The organism is Enterococcus sp. FR204, from assembly GCF_031143325.1.
GTDB lineage: Bacteria > Bacillota > Bacilli > Lactobacillales > Enterococcaceae > Enterococcus_B > Enterococcus_B faecium.
The window spans coordinates 1-1,388 of sequence record NZ_JAKZIW010000095.1 but is presented as its reverse complement, the minus strand read 5'-3'; the positions used below and the strand labels follow the sequence as shown (position 1 = coordinate 1,388).

General features: G+C 33.0%; 2 protein-coding genes. Both read left to right on the top strand.

Annotated elements, in window-relative coordinates:
* Positions 1-74 precede the first annotated feature (74 nt).
* Complete coding sequence (locus RG571_RS11950) at positions 75-485, top strand: Spx/MgsR family RNA polymerase-binding regulatory protein (protein ID WP_002286258.1); 411 nt, start codon at positions 75-77, stop codon at positions 483-485.
* A gap of 13 nt (positions 486-498) precedes the next feature.
* A complete protein-coding gene (locus tag RG571_RS11945) occupies positions 499-855 on the top strand; it encodes a Spx/MgsR family RNA polymerase-binding regulatory protein (RefSeq protein WP_002286247.1) in 357 nt (118 codons plus the stop codon).
* Positions 856-1,388 lie beyond the last annotated feature (533 nt).

The following is a 1,388-nucleotide window of genomic DNA, read 5'->3' as shown; positions in this document are numbered from 1 at the left end:
TTTTATTAGCTAATAATTGGTATTTTAAAAGAAATTACTGTAGAATTGGATTATAATTAAAAAGGAGTGAGAAAATGATAAAAGTATATACTTCGCCTAGCTGTACTTCCTGTAGAAAAGCAAGAGCATGGTTGCAAGCGAATCAACTTGAATTTGAAGAGAAGAATATTTTTGCCGAACCGTTAACAGAAAGTGAGATCAAAAAGATCTTGGCAGCGACTGAAGGAGGAGTTCAAGATATTATTTCCACTCGGTCGAAAATTTACGAAAAGCTGGGCATAGATTTTAACGAATTAACTTTAAAGCAAATGATCGTCTTATTCAAAGAATATCCTTCATTATTGAGACGACCTATTTTGATTGATGAAAAAAGAATACTAATCGGATTTAATGAAGATGAGATCCGGTCATTTGTCCCTCGTGAAATTCGATGTGTTGCCAGAAATCTGATCTATTTACAAAACAATAACATCTTAAATTCATAGGGAGGGAGCCTTCGTGGAAGTGAAAGTCTATGGATCAGCGCACTGTGTAACAAGTCTGAAGGCGAAACAATGGTTAGAACACCATCAATTGCCTTATCAATTTGTTGACTTAGAAGAACGCGATCTAAGTACAGAAGAAGCAGAGGAATTATGCAGTTTTGAAGAAGTGCAAGCAGAACAGCTATTTGCGACTTGGTCTGAGGCTTTTCACAACATTGCGATTGACCTTTCCTGTGTAGGAAAAAAACAACTGATTTTTTTATGCACACAACATACCAACCTCCTCAGACGTCCTTTGATTATTATCGATGAAGTTCTATTTATTGGATACAATGAGCAGTTGATGGAACAGCTTATCTTAAATAAATAGACTTTAACTGTTTTAATCAAGTCACTGAGCATTTCATACAGTTGTAACAGTCGAACACTTAGCATCAAGCGTGTTATGTGTTCTTTTTTTGACTTTATTTTTCTACTATAGAGACATGCTCAATTTATGTGGTCAAAATTCAAATCTAGGTGGGGATATAGAGTTAAAAATATATTGACATGTGTAAATTTACATGATATATTCATTTCTGTTGTTTTAAGTAGCAAAGCAATAAAATAGTATTTTAAAAAACATATAAAATAGTTGTTGACATGTTAGAAATGACATGATAAGATAACTGAGTCGTTAAAAAAGGACCACTTGCGAAGTTTGATTCTATAGGAAAAAACTTCAAAAAAGTTCTTGACAAATAACAAACGATAAATTAACGATAAATTATGGTAAATGAGTTGCTGAAAGATTTCGAAAAACGAAATCGAAAAAACTTTTAAAAAAGAGTTGACAATTGCTTGTCTCTCTGATATGATATAAAAGTTGCTACGGCAGCCAAAAATGAATCGGGAAATACTCCT